The 25,281-nt window shown below is 69.5% G+C and carries 30 protein-coding genes; 19 read left to right on the top strand and 11 right to left on the bottom strand.

What is annotated here, in order from left to right; translation table 11 throughout:
• Positions 1 to 31: 31 nt before the first annotated feature.
• Positions 32 to 1,570: an ISKra4 family transposase gene (locus OG496_RS43475; protein ID WP_405969166.1), complete on the bottom strand. Its 1,539-nt coding sequence runs from the start codon at positions 1,568 to 1,570 to the stop codon at positions 32 to 34.
• A gap of 73 nt (positions 1,571 to 1,643) precedes the next feature.
• Entirely contained in the window at positions 1,644 to 2,171 is a 528-nt protein-coding gene (locus OG496_RS43470) for a hypothetical protein (RefSeq protein WP_405969167.1), read from the bottom strand.
• A 195-nt stretch (positions 2,172 to 2,366) separates the two neighbouring features.
• On the opposite strand from OG496_RS43470, the gene OG496_RS43465 reads away from it, so the two are divergent.
• A complete protein-coding gene (locus OG496_RS43465; RefSeq protein ID WP_329552148.1) occupies positions 2,367 to 2,858 on the top strand; it encodes a mobilization protein in 492 nt (163 codons plus the stop codon).
• The gene (locus OG496_RS43460; RefSeq protein WP_329552149.1) at positions 2,855 to 4,564 is read left to right on the top strand and encodes a relaxase/mobilization nuclease domain-containing protein; all 1,710 of its coding nucleotides are present in this window, start codon (positions 2,855 to 2,857) and stop codon (positions 4,562 to 4,564) included. The genes OG496_RS43465 and OG496_RS43460 overlap by 4 nt, the downstream gene beginning before the upstream one ends.
• A gap of 60 nt (positions 4,565 to 4,624) precedes the next feature.
• On the opposite strand, the gene OG496_RS43455 is transcribed toward OG496_RS43460, so the two are convergent.
• The 3 genes from OG496_RS43455 to OG496_RS43445 form a co-directional block, all read right to left on the bottom strand.
• Entirely contained in the window at positions 4,625 to 5,296 is a 672-nt protein-coding gene (locus OG496_RS43455) for a hypothetical protein (RefSeq protein WP_329552150.1), read from the bottom strand.
• Between the two features lie 107 nt (positions 5,297 to 5,403).
• Positions 5,404 to 5,703: a hypothetical protein gene (locus tag OG496_RS43450; protein ID WP_405974757.1), complete on the bottom strand. Its 300-nt coding sequence runs from the start codon at positions 5,701 to 5,703 to the stop codon at positions 5,404 to 5,406.
• Between the two features lie 273 nt (positions 5,704 to 5,976).
• On the bottom strand, positions 5,977 to 6,663 hold the full coding sequence (locus OG496_RS43445) for a DUF317 domain-containing protein (protein ID WP_405976822.1): 687 nt from the start codon (positions 6,661 to 6,663) through the stop codon (positions 5,977 to 5,979).
• 543 nt (positions 6,664 to 7,206) lie between these two features.
• Between OG496_RS43445 and OG496_RS43440 the strand changes: the two genes are divergently transcribed.
• The 10 genes from OG496_RS43440 (at position 7,207) to OG496_RS43395 (ending at position 13,033) form a co-directional block, all read left to right on the top strand.
• Positions 7,207 to 7,437 (top strand): hypothetical protein, encoded by a 231-nt coding sequence (locus OG496_RS43440; protein WP_067022411.1) that lies wholly within the window; start codon positions 7,207 to 7,209, stop codon positions 7,435 to 7,437.
• Complete coding sequence (locus tag OG496_RS43435; RefSeq protein ID WP_329552152.1) at positions 7,415 to 7,936, top strand: DUF6879 family protein; 522 nt, start codon at positions 7,415 to 7,417, stop codon at positions 7,934 to 7,936. The genes OG496_RS43440 and OG496_RS43435 overlap by 23 nt, the downstream gene beginning before the upstream one ends.
• Positions 7,937 to 7,963: 27 nt before the next feature.
• Complete coding sequence (locus OG496_RS43430) at positions 7,964 to 8,809, top strand: helix-turn-helix transcriptional regulator (protein ID WP_329552153.1); 846 nt, start codon at positions 7,964 to 7,966, stop codon at positions 8,807 to 8,809.
• A gap of 210 nt (positions 8,810 to 9,019) precedes the next feature.
• On the top strand, positions 9,020 to 9,295 hold the full coding sequence (locus tag OG496_RS43425) for a hypothetical protein (protein WP_329552154.1): 276 nt from the start codon (positions 9,020 to 9,022) through the stop codon (positions 9,293 to 9,295).
• Positions 9,292 to 9,834, top strand: coding sequence for an NUDIX hydrolase (locus OG496_RS43420; protein ID WP_329552155.1), 543 nt, complete (start codon positions 9,292 to 9,294; stop codon positions 9,832 to 9,834). The genes OG496_RS43425 and OG496_RS43420 overlap by 4 nt, the downstream gene beginning before the upstream one ends.
• A 182-nt stretch (positions 9,835 to 10,016) precedes the next feature.
• Entirely contained in the window at positions 10,017 to 10,160 is a 144-nt protein-coding gene (locus OG496_RS43415) for a hypothetical protein (protein ID WP_329552156.1), read from the top strand.
• A gap of 60 nt (positions 10,161 to 10,220) precedes the next feature.
• Positions 10,221 to 11,021 (top strand): diaminopimelate epimerase, encoded by an 801-nt coding sequence (gene dapF, locus OG496_RS43410; protein WP_329552157.1) that lies wholly within the window; start codon positions 10,221 to 10,223, stop codon positions 11,019 to 11,021.
• Entirely contained in the window at positions 11,018 to 12,109 is a 1,092-nt protein-coding gene (locus tag OG496_RS43405; protein ID WP_329552158.1) for an ATP-grasp domain-containing protein, read from the top strand. Before dapF ends, OG496_RS43405 begins: the two co-directional genes overlap by 4 nt.
• A 37-nt stretch (positions 12,110 to 12,146) precedes the next feature.
• Complete coding sequence (locus tag OG496_RS43400) at positions 12,147 to 12,671, top strand: C39 family peptidase (RefSeq protein ID WP_329552159.1); 525 nt, start codon at positions 12,147 to 12,149, stop codon at positions 12,669 to 12,671.
• Positions 12,671 to 13,033, top strand: a complete 363-nt coding sequence (locus OG496_RS43395; protein ID WP_329552160.1) for a glutamate ligase domain-containing protein — start codon at positions 12,671 to 12,673, stop codon at positions 13,031 to 13,033. Before OG496_RS43400 ends, OG496_RS43395 begins: the two co-directional genes overlap by 1 nt.
• 380 nt (positions 13,034 to 13,413) lie before the next feature.
• Here OG496_RS43395 and OG496_RS43390 read toward each other — a convergent pair whose 3' ends face one another.
• Positions 13,414 to 14,229 carry a class I SAM-dependent methyltransferase gene (locus OG496_RS43390; protein ID WP_405974756.1) on the bottom strand — a complete coding sequence of 272 codons (816 nt, stop codon included), beginning with the start codon at positions 14,227 to 14,229 and terminating at the stop codon, positions 13,414 to 13,416.
• Positions 14,230 to 14,446: 217 nt separating this feature from the next.
• On the bottom strand, positions 14,447 to 15,667 hold the full coding sequence (locus tag OG496_RS43385) for a beta-propeller fold lactonase family protein (RefSeq protein ID WP_329552162.1): 1,221 nt from the start codon (positions 15,665 to 15,667) through the stop codon (positions 14,447 to 14,449).
• Between the two features lie 307 nt (positions 15,668 to 15,974).
• On the opposite strand from OG496_RS43385, the gene OG496_RS43380 reads away from it, so the two are divergent.
• Positions 15,975 to 16,490 carry a MaoC family dehydratase gene (locus OG496_RS43380; RefSeq protein ID WP_329552163.1) on the top strand — a complete coding sequence of 172 codons (516 nt, stop codon included), beginning with the start codon at positions 15,975 to 15,977 and terminating at the stop codon, positions 16,488 to 16,490.
• Here OG496_RS43380 and OG496_RS43375 read toward each other — a convergent pair.
• Positions 16,481 to 17,224: a flavodoxin family protein gene (locus tag OG496_RS43375; protein WP_329552164.1), complete on the bottom strand. Its 744-nt coding sequence runs from the start codon at positions 17,222 to 17,224 to the stop codon at positions 16,481 to 16,483. The genes OG496_RS43380 and OG496_RS43375 overlap by 10 nt on opposite strands.
• Before the next feature lie 229 nt (positions 17,225 to 17,453).
• Here OG496_RS43375 and OG496_RS43370 point away from each other — a divergent pair, with 229 nt between their 5' ends.
• The 3 genes from OG496_RS43370 to OG496_RS43360 all read left to right on the top strand — a co-directional run bounded on the left by OG496_RS43370 (position 17,454) and on the right by OG496_RS43360 (position 19,377).
• A complete protein-coding gene (locus OG496_RS43370; protein ID WP_329552165.1) occupies positions 17,454 to 17,894 on the top strand; it encodes an SRPBCC family protein in 441 nt (146 codons plus the stop codon).
• Positions 17,895 to 17,903: 9 nt separating this feature from the next.
• The gene (locus OG496_RS43365) at positions 17,904 to 18,233 is read left to right on the top strand and encodes a TfoX/Sxy family protein (protein WP_329552166.1); all 330 of its coding nucleotides are present in this window, start codon (positions 17,904 to 17,906) and stop codon (positions 18,231 to 18,233) included.
• 145 nt (positions 18,234 to 18,378) lie between these two features.
• Positions 18,379 to 19,377, top strand: a complete 999-nt coding sequence (locus OG496_RS43360; RefSeq protein ID WP_329552167.1) for an NAD-dependent epimerase/dehydratase family protein — start codon at positions 18,379 to 18,381, stop codon at positions 19,375 to 19,377.
• Positions 19,378 to 19,400: 23 nt separating this feature from the next.
• Here the strand turns inward: OG496_RS43360 and OG496_RS43355 are convergent, their stop codons facing one another.
• Both OG496_RS43355 and OG496_RS43350 read right to left on the bottom strand, forming a co-directional pair.
• Entirely contained in the window at positions 19,401 to 20,513 is a 1,113-nt protein-coding gene (locus tag OG496_RS43355) for a HAMP domain-containing sensor histidine kinase (protein ID WP_329552168.1), read from the bottom strand.
• Between the two features lie 2 nt (positions 20,514 to 20,515).
• The gene (locus OG496_RS43350; protein WP_405974755.1) at positions 20,516 to 21,271 is read right to left on the bottom strand and encodes a response regulator transcription factor; all 756 of its coding nucleotides are present in this window, start codon (positions 21,269 to 21,271) and stop codon (positions 20,516 to 20,518) included.
• Positions 21,272 to 21,375: 104 nt separating this feature from the next.
• On the opposite strand from OG496_RS43350, the gene OG496_RS43345 reads away from it, so the two are divergent.
• The 3 genes from OG496_RS43345 (at position 21,376) to OG496_RS43335 (ending at position 23,647) form a co-directional block, all read left to right on the top strand.
• Positions 21,376 to 22,134, top strand: coding sequence for a glycosyltransferase family 2 protein (locus tag OG496_RS43345; protein ID WP_405974754.1), 759 nt, complete (start codon positions 21,376 to 21,378; stop codon positions 22,132 to 22,134).
• Positions 22,131 to 22,748, top strand: coding sequence for a DUF2064 domain-containing protein (locus tag OG496_RS43340; RefSeq protein ID WP_405974753.1), 618 nt, complete (start codon positions 22,131 to 22,133; stop codon positions 22,746 to 22,748). Before OG496_RS43345 ends, OG496_RS43340 begins: the two co-directional genes overlap by 4 nt.
• 62 nt (positions 22,749 to 22,810) lie before the next feature.
• Positions 22,811 to 23,647 (top strand): class I SAM-dependent methyltransferase, encoded by an 837-nt coding sequence (locus OG496_RS43335; protein WP_405974752.1) that lies wholly within the window; start codon positions 22,811 to 22,813, stop codon positions 23,645 to 23,647.
• Between the two features lie 322 nt (positions 23,648 to 23,969).
• Here the strand turns inward: OG496_RS43335 and OG496_RS43330 are convergent, their stop codons facing one another.
• The gene (locus OG496_RS43330) at positions 23,970 to 25,217 is read right to left on the bottom strand and encodes a molybdopterin-dependent oxidoreductase (protein ID WP_405974751.1); all 1,248 of its coding nucleotides are present in this window, start codon (positions 25,215 to 25,217) and stop codon (positions 23,970 to 23,972) included.
• Positions 25,218 to 25,281: the final 64 nt, after the last annotated feature.

The raw sequence follows: 25,281 nt of genomic DNA, 5'->3' as shown, positions 1-25,281 counted from the left end.
GGGTGCGGATCCTCTGAAGTGACGGTCGGGATCAAGCCGTGAGGCTGTACTTGTGCTGGTCGGGGCTGGGGTAGAGGCGTTGGTGTTCACGGGCCGTGTGGAAGACCCAGTAGCTCTCGAAGTCGCCGTTCGTGATCAGTGCGCGGAGTCGGAGGACGGCTTCGGCACCGTCAAGGCCCCAGCGGGCGCCGGTGATGTCGAGGCGGTCGCCGATCAGGTGGCGGCATGCGCCTTCGACGGCGCCGGTGGCGATCGGCCAGCCGGCCGCGAGGGCGGTGTCGTAGTGAAGCTGATCGAGGTGGCCGGCGAGGTAACGGTGGCAGATGGTAACTGCCTCGCGGCGGGCGGCAGGAAGCCGTTCGGCTGCAGCCTGGGCGGTCATCTCGGTGGCGGCGCGCTCGGCGTGTCCGGCGAGGATCGCGGTGAGTTTGTCCGCGGCCCAGGTCTCGGCCTCGCGGCTGCCGGGCGGATGGAAAGCATGCGCCGCTGTCCAGCAGTACTCCGCGACATGGACGAAGTCGAGCAGGACGTTGAGGCGGATGCCGCGGCGGGCGGCTTCGGCTTGGATCAGGTCGAGTTGGTGGCGGGCGCCGTCAACGAGCACGATCCAGTCCCGCAGATGCTGCGGATCGCGGGCCTCGGCCTGGTCGAAGGCGTCGGCGACGACCCGTTCTGGGGGACGGATCACTGAGGCGGTGCACCATTTGTGCTGTGCTGTCGGGCCCGGCCGTGCGGGCCGGGCCTGGCTGCGGCCGCCGGGCGGATGAACGATGTCGTGCGGCCGACGCGGGGCGGGCGCGATGTCGAAGATGCAGGCCACGGTCGCCATGCGCTTGCGGTTGGGTTTCTCCCCCGGAGCCAGGCGTCCGCGCCGTCCGGCCGCCGCGGTCTTGGCCGCGGCCCGGCGGGTGGCTTCGCGTAGTGCTTCGGGCCGCATCACCACACCCTTGCCGTCGACCTGGATGACCAGCGGCATCTCGCGGGTGCACGGGGTGGGGATCCTCACCGTGTAGTAGGCGGCGATGTCGACGGCGGCAGCGACCACCAGCTCTTTGAGACGGCGCTTGCCGAGCACTCTTCCGCACCGTCGCTCGATCGCGGCCTGGGCCTGGTCGAACGAGCCGCGAACCGCCTCCAGAACCGCGAGGCGGGCAAGCCCGCGGGAGTGCCGGCCGGCGGGGAGCGACAGGTCCGCATCCGCCGGGTGCACGTTGGACACGCCCCGGCCGCGATAGGCGATCCTGTTCACCCGGACCGGCCCGAACACGCAGGTCAGCCAGCGGGGGTGGTTGCTCTCCCGCCAGGTCCGCGGCTGTCCTTCCGGCCCGCGCACCGCCGGTTGCCCTGCGTTGATGCGGGCCGCGGCTTCTTCCGTCCTCGCCCGCAGGTCGAGGTGATCCTGCATCAACTGCCGCAGCAACTCGCGTCCTTGCTGTTCGAGCAGTTCCTCCAGCTCGTCATGGGCCATACCCCGCGCCGGGGCGCCGGCCAGCGTCGAGACGAGGCGTTCGAAGGCACCACGGGAGGCGGCATACGCGTCAGGCCCGGATAAGGCGTCATAGGGTTCCATCTGGGGCTCTTCTTCGGCTCTTCTGCGATTCGTTTGGTTGGCACCTTCGAATCTACGGAGAAGAGCCCCTTGGTCACCGGGAGTTGACCCGGCCGGCGTCCCCGTCATGGCGGGCGAGGGTGAACCGTCCCGGCGCGTCCTCGTCCAGCCAGCCCCGCTCCACCAGACGCTTCAGCTTCCCCCGGGTCCCCTCGATCTTCGCCGTCGTGGCCTCCAGCCCGATCCGCGGCACGATCTGCTTGGCCTGCAACGGACCTGGAGCATCAGCGACGATCTCCACGATGTCCCGGTACACGTCCGGCAGCACTTGAACGACCAGGCCCTCCCGCCACGGCGGCACCGCCATCACCCCGATGCCGTGAGGCGCCGGCGCTTCCTTGGGCTCCGGCCCATCGGCCGCCTCTACTTCCGGCGCTGCCTGGGCGGCCGACAACTCCGCCAGCACCTGCGCGACGGTCTCCCGCGTGATCTCCAACCGCGACAGATCCACCCGGGCCCTCTCCAGCCGCACGGCCAACTCCGCAGCTTCGGCCTGGAGTTCTTCCACCCGCTGTCGAGCCGCGGCCTCCCGCGCCTGGAGCTCTTCCGGCAACGACACCATGGCGCCCACCTCCACCTCGCCACGGTAGGAGTACGACGGCACCGCTCACACGTCAATCAGCGTCTTCCCAGCTCAGCTGTCCCTCGAAAGGATCCGCACCCAAGGGAGATGACCATCTCAGCGCCATCGGGAGCAAGTTGGAGGTTCGGACACTCCCCCGCAGGGGGAGCGCCCGAACCCGACCCCGCCCCAGGGGTGACGGGGTCCGTCCAGCACCAAGGGGCGCCGGACGGGAAGGCTGCGACCGAGGGCGGACCGCAGCCAGGCAGGGCCAGCCGCAAGGGCAGGGCCAGGAAGGGGAAATCCCGCCCGCGCGACAAGAAGCAGCGCCCCGCCCACAGCGTCCGCCTCAACGAACAAGAACTCGCCATCATCCAGTCCGGCGCCGACCACGTCGGCATGAGCGTGGCCGGATTCCTCGCCCATTCCGCCCTGGCCTCCGCCCGCGACCAGTCCCGCACCGCGGCAGCCATCGCCACCGAACGGGACATCCTGACCGCCCTGTTCGGTGTACGCCGTCAGCTCGGCTGGGCCGGCAGCAACGTCAACCAAGCCTCCAAGGCCCTCAACTCCGGTGCCGACGCACCTCACTTCGCCGCGACCCTCGCAGATCTACAGCGCGCCGCACAGGCCGTCCAGCGGGCGGCCGACAGGATCACCAACGGGCAGGAGGAGCAGGCAGCTTGATCCCCCGGATCCACCAGCAGGGAAGCAAAACCCTCGGACTCCTCAACTACCTCTACGGCAAGGGCACCCACGAGGAACACATCGACCCACACCTGGTCGCTTCCTTCGACGGCATGGCCCCCGACCCCGGCCGCGACCCCTCAGTGACGAAGGAAGACCTCCAGCACCTCCTCGACCAGCCCCTGGCACTCCTCGAACCAGACCAACGTCCCGACGAGCACGTCTGGCACTGCTCCGTGCGCGCCGCTCCCGACGACCCGATCCTCAGCGACGAGCAGTGGGGCGACATCGCCCGCCGCGTGGTCGCCGCCACCGGCATCGACCCCGGCGACGGCGCCGGCTGCCGCTGGGCCGCCGTCCGCCACGCCGACGACCACATCCACATCATCGCCACCCTCGTCCGCGAAGACGGCCGCCGCCCCGACCACCACCGCTCCGGCAAACGCGCCCAGGCCGAATGCCGCCTCATCGAAAAGGAGTTGGGTCTGCACCAGGTCTCGCCCGGTGACGGCACGGCCGCCAAGCGGACCACCAGCGCCGAACGCCACAAGGCCGAACGCGAAGGCAGGCAGCAACCGGCACGCGACGAACTGCGCGAGACCGTACGGCGGGCAGTGGCAGGAGCCACGAGCGAGGGGGAGTTCTTCGACCGGCTGGCTGCCGCCGGCCTGCTGATCCGGAAGCGCGCCGCGCCCTCCGGCGACCTGCTCGGCTACAAGGTCGCCCTCCCGGACAACCGCAACGGTGACAAGGAGCCAGTGTTCTACGCGGGCTCCACGCTCTCCCCCGACCTGTCCCTGCCCCGCATCCGCAAACGGTTCACCGTCGACACCCCGAACCGGGGCACGGACGCACCCTTCGCCGAAGCCCCGAATGGCCCCGCGACCGCGCGGCGTCGGACAGCCACGGCTGCGTGGCAGGCGGTGCTGGTCATCGACAATGGTGAGGACGGCCAGGTGGCCGCGCGCATCTCGGCGGCCGGGGAGATCCTGGACGCGCTCGCCAAGACCTCCGCCGCCCACACCCGCACCGAACTGCGTCAGGCCGCCGCCGTATTCGAGCGGGCCACCCGCTCCCACGTAAGGGCCGAACACGGGCACGACCGTGCCCTGCGCCAGGCCGCCCGCGATCTCATCTACAGCGGCCCCGCGCTTGGCCGCGGGGAAGACGGAGCCACCACCGCAATGGCGATCGACATGCTGTTCTTCCTCGTCACCGCTGCCGCCCACTGGCACGCCAAGAAGGAGCACGCCCAACAGGCAGCCGCAGCCCGCCAGGCCGCAGAACATCTGCGCACCGCCTACCGGGCCGCCGCCGACGTCCCGTTGAGCGTGCTGTACCAGCGAGGCCGGCGCCTGTCTCAGCCCCTGCGACACAAGCAAGCCGCCCATCTCCGAGCGGCGGTACCCGAGTTGGCCGAACAGATCCTGGCCGAGCCTGGCTGGCACGCCCTCGCAGCCACCCTCGCCGACACCGAGAGCGCCGGCCACGACCCGGCCACGCTGCTCACGGAAGCTGCCGGACGACGGGAGTTGGGCACCGCAGACTCGATCAGCGATGTGCTGGTGTGGCGGCTGCGCCGCATGGCCGACCTGCCCGCCGACGCCACCACAATGCCCGACCACACCCCCTATGCCGCCAAGCGCAGCAGGCGCGCTGTCCCGCCCGCCCCAAGCCGGGACAACCGGTCCAGCCAGACACGGTGATTCAGCACATACGCCGGTGCCCTCTGCCAAAAAGACAAAAGGCACCGGCAAGCCGAGTAATCAGAAGGCGACTTGGACCTTGGTAACCGCCTTCTCCAGGTTGGCGTCCACAAGTCCCGGCAAGCCGGAGACGATCACCAACACGTTGCTTACACGTATCGCCGTCTGCTTGACGACGGTGCGTTGCTCGCCGATCGAATAGCTGAGCAGTTGGCTCCACTGCTCGTCACCCAGATCAGGCGCGGCCGTCACCCGGGTGCCCATGTCAATGACGGTGCTGCCCGACATCACCTGGTACGTCCGGCAGGAGACCATCGCATCGAAGATCTGCCCGATGCCCTTCGACAGCTTCGCGGCGCTGTCGCTGTACAACTCCTCGGAAACCGCGGAGTCGCTGCCGCCGGCGTAGGCGAAGGACGCCTTCGCCTTGCGGGAGAAGTCGAGGCCGGCACCGGTCGCCGCGTCAGCGCCGAGCTTCTCCAGCGCCGGGCAGCCGATCACGCTCACGTCGTCGTGCGCAGCGGGGCGCTGCGGCGTGCGGGCGTAGCCCTCGCCCAAGTCGCCTTCCTCCAGGAGCCGCTTGGCCAGCTCTGCCGAAGACAGCGGGGCTGGCACCGAGGCGTTCTCGGACGGGGCGGTCGCGGCGGACGCCGGGTCGGTGGAGGAGGTGCTGCCGATCGAGCAGCCCTCCAGGGCCAGGACGGCGAGGACGCTCAGGCTGAGGACGGTCATGGTGTGAAGGCGCAAGTGAACCCCTAAGTGGCCTGCGAAACGGACAGGTTGACCAAGCCGGGCCTCCGAGCACCGGCAGCGAGAAGGGACGCAAGGGATTCGGGGGTTCAGTGGCCGAGGTGGCGCAGGCCCTCTTCGAGGGTGGGGTGGAACCGGTCGACCGGACCGGAGTTGCGGTTGTACCAGGCCGCATCCAGGCCGGGCTCCTTCGCCTCGTGGCCGGCCCGGCAACGCAGCCATATCGAGTCGTCGCGCATGCAGAAGACGATCCAGTCCCGATACACGCCGCACTCGGGGCACGTACGAACCTCGCCGCCGATGACGAGCGGCTGCTCCCAGCGCATCATCAGCCCAGCCACCTCCTGGCGGGACGGCACCCGCAACTCCGGCGGCGGGAGGTCACTCATCGCCGGTCCCTCCGCTGCCGGTGCTGGAAACAGTTGAGTCGACTCGGGGAAGTCGCCCCACGGTTGTGTGGCCTGCAACTGCAGGAGCAGCGCGTGGCTGGCACGCTGGGCCTCGCGGAATGCGCGGTCCTCGCGAGCGCGTCGAAAGAACAAGCTCTCTTCCTCTCTGTCATCGGGCGAGCGCAGGGAACGTGCCTCATACGTCTGACCTGCTGCTGCGCCGGGAAATCTCCGACGAGCAGCACACCTGCGGTTCCGTCAGTGCGCGGGTCGTCAGCTGCGGTGGACGACTGTGAGTCGTCCCTCGGCGCTCTTGGGCACGCTGTGGCGGGGCACCGGGACCGGTGAGGTAAGCGATGACGTGAACGCGGCGACCAGGCCGTTCGGAACGCTGGCGCTGAAGCTGGCACACCACAGGTACGGGGCGCCGAGAACAGGCTCCGCCCACGCCTGCCATCCCGACAGGTCAGGGCGCGGGTCGGCGTCCTGGATGAGCGGTGGCATCAGCTCCAGGGAGACGCAGCCGGAGAGCCCGGGGTCCGTGGCGGTGGTGTGGGGGCGATCCACGTCGCGGAGCCAGCCTTGGGCAGTGAGCGAGTTCAGCACCGTCTCGGCCCCGCCGAAGTCGGTGTCGGGTGCCTCGCGGGCGTCGAGCGCCACGAGGAGATCGGCGAGCGCCTCGTACGGGACGCCGGTGGTGAAGTACGCGTTCCACTCCGTCATCGCAGAAGTGGCGTGCGGACGGGCGCTCAACTGCCAAGCAACAGGCAGTCCACCCAGCTCGAACGGGTAGGCCGCGAGGATCCACTCGGCGCCACGCAGGTTGTCCGGGCTCACATACAGCAGGGTGTGGCGCGAGGTGGGCCACATGCTCCAGCCAAGACTGACCAAGGCGTCGCCGATCCGCTCGGCGAGCACGCCGTCATCACCCGCCAGGTGACGCGGGGTCACCCAGTACACCGGGTCCGGCAAGTCGGTACGGGAGGAATCACTGGGATGGTGCGGATACAGGGGCGCCTCCGTGCCCTCGGGATGGGTTACTGACCGTCGTTGACCTGGCGTTTCGGACGGTCGTCCACGTTGACATGCCAATCCGCAGAGCACCAGTGGTTTCGGGATCTTCCCTGTCTGCCTCCGGCGAACTGGCGTCCGTCGCCATCCAATCGAGGTGATTGACAGCGAACCTAGCCGTGTGAGGGACCCGAGCTGGGGGCGTAGGTGCGTCAAAGGTGTTCCCCGACGGAACAGACCGAACGTTCCCCCAGGGAACGGACGGTGCGTTCCCTAAAGGAACGACGTCCGTTGCCAGGGAAGGGCGGACAGCAATCGAATCCGGCCGTCCCTGGGGGTGCTGCGGCCCGTCCGCTCTTCGTTGCCCCGACTCGGCCGCGTAAGGTCAACTTCCATACGCGCCTGGCAAGTTTCGGCAAGTTCCTCGCTTCAAGGCCCAGCCGCGGGCAAGCTCTGGCACAGAGATCGTTACCGGCATCCGAGGAGGACATCATGGCCCTGCGTAAGCTCGGTAAGGACCCGGAGAGTCCCAGTGGCGGCTCCCCCACCATCTACCTCGACGAGGAGAAGGACAGCTACCTCGTGCAGGGGCTGAAGGTGGAGGACATCGAGCGCCTCGGGCAGATGGACATCCCCGGCCATGAGTCGGTGGTGGAGATCCCCCGGCGCATGGTGCAGTTCTTCCTGGAGGTGAAGAAGGTTGACGAGGACCCCGACGTTTGAGGAACTTTTCCGTGACTGCCAGCGGACGGCCCTCCATCTGGAGATGCGCGACGCCTACATGAAGTCGGACCCGGCCTTCATCGACTGGAAAACCGGCATCACACTCGACCCGGCCGCGCGCTGGGGCGACTGGCACGGCATCGTCACAGAGGCCACCTCGCGAGGCGTCGAAATCCGCCGGGCCCGAGTCGTCTCGACTCCTGTCAGCGAGTACATCCGCTTCGAGTACGACGTGACGGACGGACTCAACATCGCCGCCGGCGAAGACGTGCGCTGGCTCTCCCGGCGAAACGCAACGGGCCTCGCGCTCCCGGGCAACGACTTCTGGCTCTTCGACTCCAGCCTTGTCCTCGTCAACCACTTCGACGGCGAAGGCGAGAACATGGAAGTGGAACTCACGGACGACCCGGAGGTGGCGAAGCTCTGCGAGTCGGCCTTCGAGGCCGTGTGGGCGCGGGCAACACCGCACGCAGAGTTCCAGCCGGCCGAGTCGGCCTGATAGCTCGAACAGCACCGTCGCAGCGACATGACATCGCCATCTTCGAGCGTTCAGGAAGCCCGCAGGGCTCTTGGTAAGCGCCTGAGCGAAATCCGGCTCGAAGCCGGGCTCACCAAACGAGCGTTGGCCAGCAGCCTCGGCTGGCACGAGTCGAAGTGCTCGCGCTTCGAGAGCGGCACACGTCCGCCCTCGGAGCGCGACCTTCGTGCCTGGGCCGCTGCCTGCGGTGCGGAGAGCGCGGCCGAGGATCTCGTCTCGACAGCCCGCGGCATCGAGGGGATGTATGTCGAGTGGCGCAGGTTGGAGCGCACCGGCCTGAAGCAGGCCCAGGAGTCCGTTCTCCCCCTGTGGGAACGCACCCAGCGCTTCCGCTTCTACTCCCCGTGGCTCATTCCCGGCCCCGTGCAAACGGCCTCGTACATCACCGCACTGCTCACCTCAATTCGCAACCGCCGCGGCCTCATTGATGACGTGCCAGCCGCCGTCAAGGTGCGCGTGGAAAAGCAGCAGATCGTCTACGGCAACCACACGTTCGCGATCCTCCTGGAAGAAGGAGCACTCCGAAAGCGCATCGGCGGGACGGAGGTGATGGCCGGCCAACTCGGCTATCTGCTCAGCGTTATGGCGCTGCCGTCGGTGAGCATCGGCATCATTCCTGAGGACGCCGACCGTTCCGGCCTCTGGCCGGTCGAAGGCTTCTTCCTGTACGACGACCACACGGTCCACGTCGAACTCGTCTCGGCCCATCTCGCCGTCACGCAAAAGCACGAACTTGCCATGTATGCCCAGACGTTCACGGATCTGGCCGAGCTTGCTGTCTACGGCTCGGCGGCGCGCGAAATCATCACGGCGGCCATCGAATCCCTGGGGTGAATGCCGGGCAAGTTCCGGCACACTCGTAGAGCCCCTCCTGTCGCCCTTCTTAGCGTTACTGGCACGGCCGGAAACGCGTACTGAAGGGGCGAGACGGTGATCACTGTGGCAAGTAGTGGCAAGGCATCGAGAGCAACCGACAGCGCGGGAAACGAAGTTCTCCCAGTCGACGTCGAGACGATTTCGGAAAGCACCGAGGCAGCCCTCTCCATGCAGATGGCCACCTCCACCCGCAAGGACATGGACACCTCCCTGCCGGAGATCGTCGGGCACCTCAACCTCCTGCTCGGTGAGGACCTGGGGGCGGACGAGGACGACGACGTACGAGAGCTGTTCCGTAAGGGATATCGGCTCCTCGACCTGCAGAACCGTCCGACCGCGGAGACCCCGTCGTTCGGCGCCTTCATCTACCTCCGGGATGCCGCCGACGTCACGCGAAGGCTCTTGTGGATCTACACACAGCGCCACGGGCTCGGTGCCCCGTGAGTGTCCGGGAGGACCAGATCGTCCGGGAGCTGTCCCACTACATCTACGCGCACCCTGACGAGCAGATGGCGCTGATGCCGGTGTACGACGCCGCCCGCGACCACGCACAGCGCGGGACCTGCACCCACAGCCGGCGCTGCCCCCTCGTGACGACGGGCGCGGTCATCGTCGACGAACACAATCGCGTCCTGTCCCTGCGGCACAACCGTGCCTTCGCCCTGGCGGAAGCGGAGCCGGAGGAGCAGGACGACTCGCTCAGAGGGGCGGCGCTGCGCCTGCTGGCCGAGGCGGTCGGCATCCGGGACGTGTGGACGGAACCCAACAGCGATGGCCCCTTCCTGATCGACGTGACCAGGGCGGGGCAACACAGGTACGGTCCCCGCCTCCGGATCGGCTTCAGATACCTCTTCCGGGCCCACTCCGGCGCCATCGCTCCGATGGTGATCGAAGCCGGCGCGGCGGCCTGGATGCCCCTTGGGGAGATCGGTATCCCGTCAGTCCGCGACCGCCTTCACGGCCACCTGGTTGGTGCCCCGTGAGCCCCCGGAACCAACAACTCGCTTACGTGGCAAGCCTCTTGGCACTCGGCGGTTCGATCCTCCTGGCCATCTGGAGAGGCTGAATGTACGAGCGCCGCACCACCGAACCAACCCCTGTGCCTCCTCCCCTCGGCACTATCCCCGGTTACAGGCAACCAAGCGATGTCCACGTAGGCGATTTCGTGTTCCTCGACGGGTTGTACCTGCGGGTCCGCGACATGAGGTCCGCCGGCACCGCGGGGCGCCGGGTTCTGATCTTCGACGGGCACTGCCCATGGGTCATGAACGAGTCGGCGACGACGTATCGGCCCGTCGAACTCCTCTGACCCGAAGCCTCATTCAGCCATCACGAGAACTGTCACCTCACGCCAGCGAGGAGCTTCGCCATGCGCTTCCGCAAGATCCACGGAGCGGGGAACGACTTCGTCCTGTTATCCGACCCCTCACCGAATAGCGAGAAGGACTGGCCAAAGGAGGCCGAGCGCCTCTGCGCCAGGCGAACCGGCATAGGCGCGGACGGCCTTGTCGTCAGCAGCCTGATCAGCATCAGCCCGGTCGTCCTCGAAGTCCGCTGCTTCAACGCCGACGGCTCGATCGCGACGATGTGCGGCAACGCTCTGCGGTGTACCGCCTGGGCCGCGCACCACGACCACGGCTTCCGCGAGATGAGTCTGCGCATGGCGGGGGTGATGCACGAGGCGATCGTGAGCGATGACTCCGTGTGGGTCACGGCCGAGGTCGGCGCGGTCCATCCCCGACGGGTTCAGACCGTCCTCAACGGCAAGCCGACCTGGTTCGACAGCGCCCACACCGGCACCGAACACGTCGTCGCCGTCGTAGACGACGTGGATGCCATCGACGCAGTACTCGTCGGACGCCTCATCCGCCACCACGCCGACCTCGCCCCGCTGGGGACGAACGTCAACTTCGTACAGGCCGCGGGCCGCCAGGCGCTGAAGATCCGCACCTACGAGCGCGGCGTCGAGGCGGAAACCCTCTCGTGCGGAAGCGGAGCCGTCGCGGCCGTCGTCATCGCCACCCTGCGCGGACTCGTGTCGCCGCGAACCGTCACCATCCACAACCGCGCCGGGGAACCGCTCACGGTCCGACCACATCCCGACCGACCAAAGCGAACGCACTGGGTCGGCGGACCGGTCACCAACACCTTCGAAGGGGTCCTCGCATGACTCAGTTCCTCACCTCCAGCTCTGACCTCGCGGTGCGCGAGGCCACCCAGAACCTTCGCGACTGGCAGCGCGACCGAGAGGGGCTCGGTGTCGCCCTCGTCTACGGGCCGGTATCAGCCGAGGACCGGCTCTACCACTCGAAGTGCCCCGTGGACCAGCGTTCCGTGACCGCCCTGTCCGAGGCTCTCGACGACATCGGTGCCCGCTGGAAAGTACTGAACCCGTGCGAGCCGGACTTCATCACGGAGTTGGCCGGGTACGACGTGGCCCTCTCCAACCTTCACGGTCCGTACGGGGAGGACGGGAGGCTGCAGGGTCTGCTCGACTACCTGCGCGTGCCGTACTGCGGCAGCGGAGTCGCAGCGTCCGCGGTCGCCGCCGACAAGATCCTCTGCAAGCGGGTGATGCTGAGCCTCGGCGTCCCCACCCCCGGGTGGTGGGTGTGGTCCGGCGGGCCGATGCACTGGAACGGACGGGCGGCGATGGTCAAACCGCCGTTCGGCGGCTCCAGCGTGGGCATGACCCTGGTCCGCGAACAGGCAGAGCTTCCCCAGGCGCTGGCGGACGCTGCCGACGAAGAAGGCGATGCCGTACTGGTCGAGGACTACCTGACCGGCATACCGCTGACCGTGGGGCTCCTGGAACTGCCCAGAGGCGCTGTCGTCGTGCTCCCGCCGCTGGCCATCGAAGCCACCGAGGCGGAGTTCTACGACGCCGACACGAAGCTCGACGTGGACTCCAAGAGCGCCGTAGCCGTTCGGGCCGCCGACCTGCCGCCCGAGGTACTGGCCAAGGTCACCGAACACGCCACGACGCTGTGGGACGGACTCGGGCTACGCGGTTCGGCGCGCGTCGACTTCATCCTCACCGAGGACGACCAGCCGTACGTGCTGGAGGTCAACAGCACGCCGGGCATGTCCCGCGACAGCAACTTCGTGGTGGGCGCCGCGATGGTCGGACTCACGCACACGGACGTCGTAGTGGCCATGCTGCACGAGGCGTTGGCCCGCCCGCCATACGATGTTCCCCTGCCCACTCCCGCGTTCTCCAGCACCACGCTGACTCGGGAGGCTGCCGTCTCACCGTAGGAGCCCGCCCGCTGTGTCGCGCGTCCACGATGTCCCCATGTGCCGACAGCTCATCGCCCCCGCGGAATGGGATCTACATGGAGGCTGGGCACTCGGGGACAGGGTGGAATGGTCCAACCGGGCGTGCGGCCTGGCGTCGCTGAGAATGATCCTGCTCGCCTACGGGCGCGCGGCACCCACGGTCACGGAACTGCTGAGACTCGCGGTCAAGCACGAGGTCCTGACCCCGCATGGGGCGCTCCACGCGGGGATCGCGAGCCTGGCCACCGACCTCGGGGTCCCCTCGACCGCCGAACCGGTCCCGGCCGAAGACCTGACGAGGCGGCTCGACGACGCCCCGCTTATCGTCTCTGTGACCGAGCAGTTCCCCGACGACGGCCGGGCAGGCGGGCACCTCGTCATCCTTCGTGGCTACGAGGACGGCTCCGACCCAACGATCGAGTTCCGAGACCCGTCGGCCTGGGGTCAGACACACGATCGAGTCCCCCTCAGCCGCGTATCCGCTTCCTATACCGGCCGCGCGATCACCTTCGCGCCCCTCATTCACAACGGAGAGTCTTGATGACCGAGGCAGAAGGCGACACGACCGAGGCCCCAGGCGGCCGGAGGATCGCCGTACTCGGAGAGATGCTGGAGCTGGGCGACGAAGCGGTGGAAGCTCACCGCGAGGTCGGGCGCATGGCAGCGGAGAACGGCGTCGATCTCATCGTGGCGGTCGGCGACGCACTCGCCAAGCAACTCGCCCTCGCGGCGGGTGCGGCGGGCGTGCCGGACATCGCCATGGTCGGCGACAACGGCACTGCCGCCGCCTACTTGGCGTCCGTCCTCCGCCCCGGCGACGTCGTCCTCGTGAAGGCGTCCCGCGGCGGACAGCTCTGGCAGATCGCCCAAGCCCTCATCGGGCAGCCCGTCACCGGCCTGTGAACAGCCATCCGCCCGGAGAGTCGACCGCTACCTCCATCGGCTAGAGGTGCCGGACGTGGTGGACGTCTATCGAGGTGTGCAGGACTGGGTCTTCCAGTGTGGCCGTTCGACATGGCCAGAACCCCAGAAGGCTGAGAAGTCGGACCGTAAGCCGGGGTACAGGGAACCGGAATAGGGAACCGTTGGTCTTGGCCGTGGCTCTGTTGAACTCGCCGGGTGGATCGTGGGCAAGTGCCATCGAGCGGATCCAGTGAACCGGCCCCGCGCTGGCGCTGAAGTATTCACTAGGTCGGCGCGCGGTCGCGTTGGCGCCGAACAGCAGGCCGTCGCCAGATGACGACCCCAGGGGACTCTTTCCCCGTAGGTGCCGCATCGGTCGCTCAGAGAGCGCGGGCGAGGAAGACGTCGGTGACCTGGAGTACGTCGATTCCTCCTCCGTGGGCGTCGAGCAGGCGCCCGACCTCGGCGAGTGCCCGCTCACGGCGGTCGTCGGACAGGATGCGGTAGGCGGACAGCGAAGTGAGATAGCCGAGGTAGCGGTCGGTGTCGTATCGCAGATTCTGCGGGAACCGGACCGAACGCAGATCAGTGAAGCGGCCGTCCCGGCGGCACTCCATATCTGGCCAGACCTGGTCCCAGTTCCCGGGCTCGTCGCCGGAGAGGTCGCAGGCCAGGAAGCGGTGCGGAGACCCGGTGACCCCGTGGCGGTCTGCGATGCCGGCGAGTTCGGCGCGCAATCCAGCGTCATGGATCCCGTGCGGGTTCCTGACCAGCGCCATGGCACCGCCGGGGGCGAGCGCGGCGCGGACCAGGTCCCAGCGCCGGCCATGGTCCAGGAAATTCCAGGCGGAGGCGGCGAACAGCAACCCGTACTGCCGCCCGCCCGGTTGCCACTGCTCGAAGCCGCCGACCTCGACCCGGACGTTCGGATATCCGGCGGTGTTGCGTCGCAGCACCTCGGCCATGCGCGTATCCGGCTCGACGCACACCAACGGAATCCCCAGCACGGCGAACGGCACCGTGGCCTTCCCGGTACCCGCGCCGATCTCCACAGCCGCACGGTCCCCGAGAGCCGCGTACGCCAGCACCTCGGTGACCATCGTGTCTGCGTAGCCAGGGCGGGCCGCATCGTAGAGCTCGGCCACCTCACCAAAGACCTTGCTACGGGCTGCGTTGACGTGTCCCTCTGAGGTCATGAGCGTCCCTCGGCTTCTTGATCGGCAGGCGGGAACCCTACCGACCTGACCGGCCGCAAGCCACCTCTTCAGGAGCCGCCCGCTTGCTCCAGACATCAACCTCCGCGGTCCGTATCAACGCCTACGAAGGTCTCGTATGAGCCCAGTTGCCACCGCCAAAGCCCGGCGGCCCCGGACATGTGATGTCCGGGGCGCCCTGGCCGCGGTGGCCGCTTCTTTACACCGCGGCGATGCCCTCCATGCCGGACTCGGCGAAGGGAGGCAGTCCGGAGGTCGTGCCGACCTTGGTCAGGGAGCCGTCGCGGCCGATGCGGAAGCCGTCGACGGTGCCGGACGTCGCGTTTTGCACGTACAGGAACTTCTGGTCCTTGGTCACCGCCAGGTCGATGACGCCCTGGGACTTGGCGGACGGCGGGGTGGCGACGCCGACGTCGTTGGTGAGCGCCAACTTGCCGTGGCGGTCCGTGCGGTAGCCGGTGACGGTCGAGTTGCCGGTGTTGCCGCCGAAGAAGAAGTCGCCCGCGCCCTCCAGCCAGCACAGCGTGTCCTGGCCATTGGGCAGACTCTTCTGGACGACCTTGAGGGTGCCGTCGGCGCGCACCTTGTACGTGCTGACCGTCGAGTCCTTGGCCTCGGCCACCAGCATCCGGCCGGCCTTGTCGAAGGTGATCGCGAACGGCACGGCGCCGGCCGAGTCGTTGACCTTCGCCTTCCGCGCGGGCCGTCCGGCGCGGGACATCGGGAAGACCTCAAGGGTGTTGGCGGACTTGGTGGTGACGACCAGCTCACGGCCGCCGGGGGTGAACGCGACCTGACCGGGTGAACTGCTGAACAGCGGCACCTTCTTGTTGTCCAGCCCGAGCGAACGGTGTGTGTCACTCAGCGGTGCCAGTCCCTTGGCCGTGAGGCGGAACCCCTGGACGCTGCCCGCGCCGCCCGCGTTCATGACGTAGGCGATGCGCCCCGAGACCGCGATCGAGGCGGGGAAGTCACCGCCGGAGCCCATCACTTGACGGCCCGTCAGTTTCTGACCCTCGACCCGGAACGACGTCACGGTGTTGCTGCCCGCGTTGACCGCGAGGAGCAGCCGGGACCGGTCGTCGTAGACGAGTGAGCCCTGGGAGGCGAGCGAGTCGGTGGGCGCGTCGACCTGGTCGCCGCCCTTGCCGCCGGTCGCGTAGGTCCCGGCGGCGCTCAACGTGCCGTCCTGGGCGCGCTTGAAGACGTGGATCGTGTTGCCCTTGAGTTCGTTGCCCTGCACGAAGACCACGTGGTCGGCCCCGGCCTCGGCCTTCTTCACGACGTCGTGCCCGCGCGAGGGCTCCCCCGCCGAGGCGACGGTCACCGCCGTCACGGCCGCCGCGGCGGCGAGAATGCCCGCTCCGGCGATCGTCAGCCTGATCTGTAACGGTGACCTTCGCCTGATGTGCCTGCTCATACGCCGCTCCTCGGGCCTTCGCCGCCACCGCGGGGTCGGTGGAGAACGGGGACCAGAGTTGCCGATGGGGTGCGTGAGCCTTAGGGATTCGGCCGTCACGTCAGTTTCCCGTAACAACTCCGCGCGCGTGGGCAGGAGTTGCAGGGAGATCCTGCGGCACGCACCGACCGTGCCGGCTACCGGCGGGTATGTCTCACGATCACTCCAGGAGGATCGCTTCGCCTACTTCATTTCGTGGGGCCCGGTTCGGGGTCCGGGCCTCCGAGCGGCAGTCGGCCGTACCCGCCGGCCATCGCCCGCGGCTATCGTGCCGCCCATAACGACCACTGCCACCACGACGCTGAGCGACGCGGACTTCGGCGCCCCGATCGAGGACCGCTTTTTCGAGGACTACATCCCGGGCTCGGTGTACGTCTACGGCAGCATCACCATGACCGAGCAGGACATCCTGCGGTTCGCCGGCGAGTTCGATCCGCAGAGCATCCACACCGACCCCGAGGCCGCCGAACAGGGTCCCTTCAGGGGGCTGATCGCCAGCGGCTGGCACACCTGCGCCGTCATGATGCGCCTGTACGCCGACCACTACGTCAGCAAGGTCGCGAGCCTCGCCTCTCCCGGCATCGACGAACTGCGCTGGGTCCGCCCGGTCAAGCCCGGCGACAGCCTCTCGATCCGTACGACGATCCAGGAGGCCCGTGCCTCGCGGACCAAGCCGGACCGCGGCATCGTGCACACCGCCATCGAGGTGATCAACCAGCGGGACGAGCCCGTGCTCACCTTGACGGCGATGAACATCCTGCTGCGGCGCACACCTCAGCGATAGTCGGGGTTGGCCGCGTCGAGGCGGCAGCCGGCGTCCCATTCGGAGCGCTGGTTGCCGTGCGCCGGGATGCCCCCTGCGCGTTTGAGCATGGCGGCCAGGTGCATCAGGTTCCAGGCCATGAACGTGGTGTTGCGGTTGGTGAAGTCGTTCTCCGGACCGCCGGAGCCGGGGTCGAGGTACGAGGGTCCGGGTCCCGCCGGGCCGATCCAGCCCGCGTCGGCCTGCGGCGGGATGGTGTAGCCGAGGTGCTGGAGGCTGTAGAGGATGTTCATCGCGCAGTGCTTCACGCCGTCCTCGTTGCCGGTGATCAGGCAGCCGCCGACCCGCCCGTAATAGGCGTACTGGCCCGCCGAGTTGAGCAGTCCCGAGCCGCCGTAGAGCCGCTCGATGACCTTCTTCATGACCGAGCTGTTGTCGCCCAGCCAGATCGGCCCGGCCAGCACCAGGATGTCGGCGGCCATCACCTGCTCGTACAACGTCGGCCACGCGTCGGTGGCGAAACCGTGCTCGGTCATGTCCGGGTAGACGCCCGGCGCGATGTCGTGGTCGACGGCGCGCACGACGTCCGTGGTGACGCCGTGCGCGTCCATGATCGCCCGGCTCTTGTCGATCAGTCCCTCGGTGTGGCTCTGCTGCGGCGACGGCTTGAGTGTGCAGTTGACGAACAGGGCGCGCAGGTCGTCGAAACGGTACGGGTCGTCGAGCTGGTCGGGGGCGGGCGGTGACTGGGTCATGGAGGCTCCTTCACGCGGGACCGCCGGGGCGAGTCCCCCATCCGGTCCGAGCCGCAGCTCGGCGACAGCGTCTCGCACGGATCCCAGCCCGTCCCTCTGCGACGCACCGGCACCCGACGCCTGCGCACGGCGCCCGGTCGTACACCGTGCGCCCGCCGTCCATCGCGAGCATCCTGAACTCGGCCCAGGGCGCGACGGGCACCGGGCAGGACGACAAGGCGGCGGTGCGATGGCCATCGACGTGTCCGCGCAGCGGGTGATTCCCGTTCCGCCGGAGCAGATGGCGACGTACGCCATGGACTGGCGCCACGACGACGAATGGACGCAGGGCATCCGTAGCGCGGAGCTGACGAAGGAAGCCGACAGTGGTGGTTTCGGTGTGGGGGCCGAGATCACCCGTACGGCGTACTTTCTGGGCCGATGCATCGACTATGTCCTGCGCGTCGCCGCACAGGAACCGCCTCGGCTGCTGGACATGGTGTCGGTGGCCGGGCCGATGCCCATGCACGTCACCTACACCTTCGACCCGCACCCCGCCGGGACGACGGCCCGTATCCGCGTCCAGGGCGGCTTCTACCAGATGGCCGCTCCCCTCATGGCCCGCCAGGTCCGCACGTCACTCGGCAAGGACCTGCGCGACCTGGAACTCAGGCTCACCGGCACGGAATGAGAGAGACCCATGGCATACGACGAAGGGCTGGCCGAGCGCGTACGCGAACGGCTGGGCGTGCGTCCGGGCGTCACCGAGAAGCGGATGTTCGGCGGGATCGCCTTCCTGTACCGGGGGAACATGGCGGTGGGCATCAGCGGTGACGACCTCATGGTTCGCGTCGGGCCCGAGCACACCGACACGGCTCTGGCCCGGCCCGGCACCCGCGTTTTCGACATGACGGGCCGCCCGATGCGCGGCTGGATCCTGGTCGACTCCTCGGTCCTGGCCGAGGACGACGCGCTCGGCCGGTGGGTCGACGAGGGACACGCCTTCGCCGCCGGTCTGCCGCCCAAGTGAGCAGAACTGGGCCGCGCCTGTGCCCGGCTGAGGGACCATGGCGTCTCGGGCGGCACTACCGAGGTTCTGATCAGGTCTTACGGACCGGTGACATGACGGGCGTGGTGATGCCGCGTGGCGGGTCTACGGTCCTAGCGTCGGGCGCATGCGAGTACTGGTCACCGGCGGTGCCGGGTTCATCGGGTCCCATGTCGTCGAGGCACTGACCGCACGCGGCCACGAAGCGGTCGTCTTCGACCTGCGCGACGGCCACGACGTGCGCAATCCCCAGGCGGTCGCGTCCGCGCTGCCGGATGTGGACGCGGTGTGTCATCAGGCGGCGATGGTGGGACTGGGGACGAGGTTCGGCGACGCGGCCGACTACGTGTCGCACAACGACCTCGGTACGGCGGTGCTGCTCACCGCCATGGCCGACGCGGGGGTGCGGCGGCTCGTGCTCGCCGGGTCGATGGTCGTCTACGGCGAGGGCGCCTACGCCTGCGAGGAGCACGGCCCGGTGCGGCCCGGGCCCCGGTCCGTGGCCGATCTGGACGCGGGGCGTTTCGAGCCCCGGTGTCCGCGCTGCGGTGCGGAGTTGGCGCCAGGGCTGGTGAGCGAGGACGCGCCCGTCGACCCCCGGAACGTGTACGCGACCACCAAGCTGGCCCAGGAACATCTGGCGGCGGCTTGGGCGCGCTCCACCGGCGGTTCGGCCGTGTCGCTGCGCTACCACAACGTGTACGGCCCGCGGATGCCGCGCGACACCCCGTACGCGGGGGTCGCCTCCTTCTTCCGTTCCGCGCTCGCGCGTGGTGAATCGCCGCGCGTCTTCGAGGACGGCGGACAGCGGCGGGACTTCGTGCACGTACGGGATGTGGCCGCGGCCAACGTGGCGGCGCTGGAGTCCGAGCCCCGGGAGGGGGCACTGACCGCGTACAACACCGGCAGCGGGGACCCGCACACGGTCGGCGAGATGGCGCGGGCGCTGGCCGCCGCGTACGGCGGGCCCGCCCCTGTGGTGACCGGGGAGTACCGGCTGGGGGATGTCCGCCACATCACGGCGGACTCGTCACGGCTGCGGGCCGAGCTGGGATGGAAGGCCGAGGTCGAATTCGCAGAGGGGATGCGCGAGTTCGCGACGTCGAAGCTGCGCGGGGAGCAGTAGCCGGCCGAGGACGCCTCCGGCGTTCACGCCTCGGCCATGGGCAGGGTCACCTCGAAGCGGCAGCCGCCGGACACGTTCCGTACGGCGGCCCGCCCTTGATGCGCCTCCACGATGCCGCGCACGATGGCGAGGCCCAGCCCGGCCCCGGCCGGCGGGGTCCGCGCGTGCGTGCCGCGCCACCCGGTGTCGAAGACACGCGGCAGATCCTCCTCCGGGATACCGCCGCAGCCGTCCGTCACGGACAGCACGACACCCTCGGCGCACCGTTCGGCGGCGACGGCCACCGTGCCGTCGGCCGGTGTCCGGCGGATGGCATTGACCAGCAGGTTCCCCAGTACCCGGCTCATCTCCTTGCCGTCCACCTCGACCGGCACCGGCTCGATCCAGTCGCCGACCAGCCATACACCGTGCTCCCGCGCGAGCGGATCGGCTCCCGCGAGGGCATCGCCGATCAGGTCGTACAGGGACATCCGCGAAGGGGAGAGAGTGAGCGTCCCGGCGTGGATGCGGGAGAGTTCGAAGAGGTCGCCGACCATGCCGTTGAGGCGCTCGACCTCGGTACGGATCTGGCGCAGATAGCGGGCGGGGTCGGCGGCGACGCCGTCCTCCAGGGCCTCGGACATCGCGCGCAGGCCGGCCAGCGGGGTGCGCAGGTCGTGCGAGATCCAGGCGACGAGTTCACGCCGTGACGACTCCAACGCCCGCTCGCGGTCGCGGGATTCGGCGAGCTTGGCGCTGGTGGCGGCCAACTCACGGCTGACGTCGGCGAGTTCGGCGGTGGCCGGACGGCCCGGGGCGAAGAAGTCGCCGCCGTCGCCGAAGTCACGGGCGGCGAGGGCGAGTTCACGGCTGCGGGCGACGACCCAGCGGCCCAGCAGCAGGGCCGTGGCCAGGGAGACCACGGCCGCCATGGCGACGACGGTGGTGACGACCGTCAGATCATGCGCGGACAGGAACATCGCCTCTGCCACGGCCAGTGTGCCGGCGAGCATCGCCGTCACCGCGACCGCGGCGACCACGGACACGGACGCGGTGAGCGAACGCCGGCGCAACAGCCACAACGCGCCCGCACCCAGCACCCCGGCCCCAGCAGCACCGAGAAAGGCGAACAGGGCGATGAGCACTATGTCGCGCATGATCAGCCCTCCCCGGTGCCGACTGTGCCGGTGGACTCGAAGCGGTATCCGACGCCCCACACCGTGTGGATGAGCCGTGGCCGCCCGGGATCGTCCTCGACCTTGGCGCGTAGCCGCCGCACATGCACGGTGACAGTCGACAGATCACCGAAGTCCCACCCCCACACCTCCCGCATCAAGTCCTCCCGGCTGAACACCCGCCCAGGGTGCCGCAGGAAGAAGGTGAGAAGGTCGAACTCCCTTACCGTTAGGGAGAGTTCAGAACCGTTCTTGGTGGCGCGGCGGCCGGCCGGGTCGGCGGTGAGTCCGGCCGATCGCAGGGTGCGTGCGGCGGTCGCGGGCCGAGTGCGCCGTAGCACCGACTCGACGCGCAGGACCAGTTCCCGGGGGCTGAACGGCTTGGTGACGTAGTCGTCGGCGCCGACCTCCAGGCCCAGGATCCGGTCGTCCTCGTCGCCGCGCGCGGTGAGCATGATGACCGGCACGGGCCCGTGCCCGCGCAACCGGCGGCACACTTCAAGGCCGTCGATACCCGGCAGCATCAGGTCGAGCACCACCAGGTCGGGCCAGTGTGCGGCGGCCCGGGCGAGAGCCTCCGGCCCATCCTCGGCGCGGTCCACGACGTATCCGGCACGGTCGAGATACCCGGAGACGACCTCGGCGACGGTCGGATCGTCGTCCACGACGAGGACGCGCATCGTGTCCCGGGGCCTGCTCAGGACGCGTACGACTCCTGGCGATTCGTTCGGCTGCTGCATGTCGTCCAGCGTCCCACCAGCCGCGCCCGCCACCCGTTTTCCTGCCTCGACGTCCGCGTTTCGTAAGGACCCGAAGCCCGATATGACCGATTCCCGCCCGTAGGGTGAAAGCCGTGACGACCTCCCCCGCAACGGAACCGGACACGGCGCCCGTCGACGTGATCCTCCCCTGTCTGAACGAGGCCAAGGCCCTGCCCTGGGTCCTGGCCCGCATCCCGGCCGGCTGGCGCGCGCTCGTCGTGGACAACGGATCCACGGACGGTTCGGCGGAACTGGCCCGCAGCCTCGGCGCCACCGTCGTGCACGAGGAGCGGCGCGGTTTCGGTGCCGCCTGCCACGCCGGGCTGATGGCCGCCAGCGCGGACATCGTGTGCTTCTGCGACTGCGACGCCTCGCTCGACCCGTCCCTGCTGGTGCCCTTCGTACGCCAAGTACGGGACGGCGAGGCCGACCTGGTGCTCGGGCGGCGCCGGCCGCAGGGGCGAGGCGCCTGGCCCGCGCACGCCCGGGTGGGCAACCTCGCGCTCGCGGGGATGTTGCGCCGCCGTACCGGACTGCGCCTGCATGACCTCGGGCCGCTCCGTGCCGCCCGCCGCGCGGATCTGCTCGCCCTCGGCCTGACGGACCGTCGCAGCGGCTACCCGCTCCAGATGGTCGTCCGCGCTGCGGACGCCGGTCTGCGCGTCGCCGAGCACGACGTGCCGTATCTGCCGCGCACCGGCGCCTCCAAGGTCACCGGGACCTGGCGCGGCACCTGGCAGGCGGTGCGGGACATGCGCCGTGTCCTTGCCGAACCCCCGGCCCCCGGGGGCGTGTCGGCCACCGGCTCCTTCTCCGCACCGCAAGGAGCGAACTCCCTGTGACCACTCTTCTTGTCATCGCCAAGGAACCGCTGCCGGGACGGGTGAAGACCCGGCTGACTCCGCCGTTCACGCCCGAGGAGGCCGCCGCGCTCGCCGAGGCGTCGCTCGTCGACACCCTGCACGTGGTGCTGGCGACGCCCGCACGGCGGCGGGTGCTGGTGCTCGACGGAACGCCCGGTCCCTGGCTGCCGCCGGGCTTCGATGTCGTGCCGCAGTGCGGCGGCGGACTCGACGAGCGGCTGGCCGCCGCCTTCGCCGGCTGCGACGGGCCCGCACTGCTCATCGGCATGGACACCCCGCAGGTGACGCCCGAGCTCCTCACCGTGGACTTCGCCGACTGCGACGCGTACTTCGGGCCAGCCGAGGACGGCGGCTTCTGGGCCCTGGGCCTCGCCGACCCCGACCCGGCACTCCTGCGCGGCGTACCGATGTCGACGCCCACCACCGGCGCCGTGCAACGCGCCCGGCTGACCACCGCGGGACTGCGCGTCCACGACCTGCCGAGTCTGCGCGACGTCGACACGGCCTACGACGCCGAACTCGTCGCCGCCGAGGTTCCGGAGGGGCGATTCGCCGGGGAACTCGCGCGGCTGAAAACGGCAGTCGCCCGGTGAGCGCGGCGCACGAGCCGGAGCGCCCCGCGCCAACAGCGAAGGGGAGCCCGGCAACCGCCCTCATGAACCCCCATCCGTCGAGCGTCACGAGTCACCCGAAGGGCGACCTCGGCGAGTGGTCGGCGCCGGCCGCCGGGCGGCTGTCCTCCGCGTCGCTCGACGTCACGGCACGCCCCTGGTCCGCCGACCCGTACACCGATGCGCTGCGCACCGGCCGCGGCCCCCTCTACCTCCGCCGCAGCGACGGCTGGCTGCTGCCCCTGGAGGTCGAGCGCTGGTGCGCCGAGGCCGGTGCGGCGGACCGGGAGGTGCTGGGGCGGTGCGAGGGGGCCGTACTCGACGTGGGATGCGGACCCGGGCGGCTGGTGACGGCGCTCGCCGCACAGGGGCGGCGAGCGCTGGGTATCGACGTCAGCGAGGCCGCCGTCGCACACACCGTCCGCCTCGGCGGACAGGCACTGCGCCGGTCCGTCTTCGAGCCCGTCCCGGGCGAGGGCCGCTGGGACACCGCCCTCCTCATCGACGGCAACGTCGGCATCGGTGGCAACCCCCACGCCCTGCTGCTCCGAATGTCCCAACTCCTCACCTGGGAGGGGCTGTTGATCGCCGAGACCGCGCCGGTCGATGTCGACGAGCGCGTGCAGGTGCACGTCGCCGACGGGCGTGGCGCCTCCGGCACGGACTTCCCGTGGGCCCGTCTGGGCACCCCTGCCCTGCTGCGCCACGCCCGCCGGGCGGGGTGGCGCCCGGACGGTCAGTGGATGGCGGGCAGTCGCTCCTTCCTCGCCTTGCGCAACCGCAGGACGAGCAGCGCGGCCGAGGCCCCGAACAGCACCGCCGTGACCAGCAGCCAGCGGGCCAGGAACCCGTCGCCGGACAGGCCGGTGGCGGACCTGTAGTGGTCCGCGACCTGCCCGCTGATCAACGGGAACCACACCAGCAGCAGGAGGCCGGAGAGCATCGCCGGGACCCGGACGTAGAGCGTCCACTTCCGGCGGCCGGCCGCGCCCAGCGCTCCTGCCAGGGCCCGGTCGGCCCCCGCGTACAACGGCACCAGCACCAGGTCGTGCACCAGCGCCGCGCCCACGAACCACAGCGCCACCCCGAACCAGTCGTCCGCGAGCAACCGCACCCCCGCATACCCGGCGAGCGCGAACGAGCAGGCGAGCAGAAGGATCTGCAGCGGGCTGCCGAGGACCGGCCGCCTGAACGGAATGCGCATCACAGGTCTCCGAACGTCATCCGGGCCACCCACTTGGTGTTGAGCACGCCGGGCGCCGCAGGGACGATGACGCGCGCCGGGTAGCCGTGGTCGGGGGTGAGGTCCTCGCCGTTGACGAACAGGGCGAGGAGGGAACGCGGGTCGGCGACCTGGTTGGCGCGCAGGGCCGCGCGCCGGAACGCCCCGTGGCGTTGCAGCGACTCCACGAGCACGTCGACGGGATCGTCGTGTCCGACCAGGGCGGCCAGATCCCGCAGTCGTACACCCCGCCACCACTGGTCCGAGGTCGACCAGCCCTCCACACAGGCGATGGGCAACGCCGAGCTGTGGAGGGCGAGTTGGAGGAGCTGGGGGCGGGCGAGCCGTACGCTACGGCCGGCGCGCCCGGTCACGACCAGCCGCCACGCTTCCTCTCCGGTCTCCGTCGGGCTGATGCCCGCGTAGGCGGCCGTCTTGTTGATCTGGAACCCGCCTGGACCGCCGCCCGGTTCGGGCCCGCCGTGCGGTGCGAGGACGGCCGTCTCCCGCAAGGGTCCGTCGAAGCTGCGGCCCGCCGTCGTGGCGAGCAGGAGCAGCGATCCGCCGCCCACCACACCGAGGGCGCCACGGCGCGAGACGGTGGGGTCGGCGGGGTTCGGGGACACCAACTCCCCTTCCTCGACAGAGGTCTCGGCAGGGGTTTCGTCTCGGAGGTGGCGCAGGTTGCGCAGGGCCAGGGGTGTCTTCAGGACGGCGTGCGCGAGGAAGGCGGCGAAGAAGACCCAGGCGCCGTAGAAGTGCAGGGGGTAGAAGGAGCCGGGGAAGAGGTAGTCGAGCTGGACGTTGAGGACGCCGGTGGTGAACTCGAACAGGCCGCCGCCCACGAGGAGCAGCAGCGAGAGCCGTTCCAGCGCGTGGGCGAGGGAGCGGGCCGGCGGCAGGGCGAACAGCTTCGGCACGACCGACCACAGCTTCGCCAGCAGCACCGGGATCAGCACGATGCCGAGGGTGACGTGCACACCCTGCGTGAGGCGGTACAGCCAGGACGGGTGCGTCGGCCAGGAGAAGAGGTAGAAGCCGAGCAGGCCCTTGTCCGGGGTCTGGTCGTTCACCGGCGACAGGTCCGGGTTGTAGGCGGCGTACGACACCAGACCCGTCACGAACAGCACGGTGATCCCGACGAGCAGCACGACGCCCAGTACGGAGGTGAACCAGGGCCCGCGCAACGGGCTGCGCCAGAAGGCGGGTGAGGAGGGAGAGCGTGGCATGACCTGACCGTAGGCCGAGGACACCCCCCGAACGGGTTCGCAAACCATGACGAAACCCTGACGT

The organism is Streptomyces sp. NBC_00988 (assembly GCF_045162645.1).
Classification (GTDB): Bacteria; Actinomycetota; Actinomycetes; order Streptomycetales; family Streptomycetaceae; genus Streptomyces.
The sequence above is the reverse complement of the archived record's forward strand: the minus strand, read 5'-3'. Positions and strand labels throughout refer to the sequence as shown.